Annotated in this window: 1 rRNA gene; it reads right to left on the bottom strand. The window is 56.4% G+C overall.

The features are described from left to right. Positions 1-543 (bottom strand): 23S ribosomal RNA (locus AUR66_RS20505); the annotation flags it as partial.

The raw sequence follows: 543 nt of genomic DNA, 5'->3' as shown, positions 1-543 counted from the left end.
ATTTCAATGTTGCCTCGGTGGCCCGCTGGCGCGGGTACCTGTGTAACGGCTCCTACCTATGCTGCACATTAGCGACCACGTCTCAGCGACAGCCTGCAGTAAAGCTCTATAGGGTCTTCGCTTCCCCTTGGGGGTCTCCAGACTCCGCACTGGAACGTGCTGTTCACCGGGCCCAACGTTGGGACAGTGACGCTCTCGTTGATCCATTCATGCAAGCCGCTACTGAAGCGGCAAGGTACTACGCTACCTTAAGAGGGTCATAGTTACCCCCGCCGTTGACGGGTCCTTCGTCCCATTGTAATGGGTGTTCAGATACCCGCACTGGGCAGGATTCAGTGACCGTACGAGTCCTTGCGGATTTGCGGTCACCTATGTTGTTACTAGACAGTCGGAGCGTCCGAGTCACTGCGACCTGCTCGATCAAGAGCAGGTATCCCTTATCGCGAACTTACGGGACTAACTTGCCGAATTCCCTAACGTCGGTTGATCCCGACAGACCTTGGCTTGCTCTGCCAGCGCACCTGTGTCGGATCTCGGTACGAT

The organism is Haloferax profundi (assembly GCF_001469865.1).
GTDB classification, from domain to species: domain Archaea; phylum Halobacteriota; class Halobacteria; order Halobacteriales; family Haloferacaceae; genus Haloferax; species Haloferax profundi.
The sequence above is the reverse complement of the archived record's forward strand: the minus strand, read 5'-3'. Positions and strand labels throughout refer to the sequence as shown.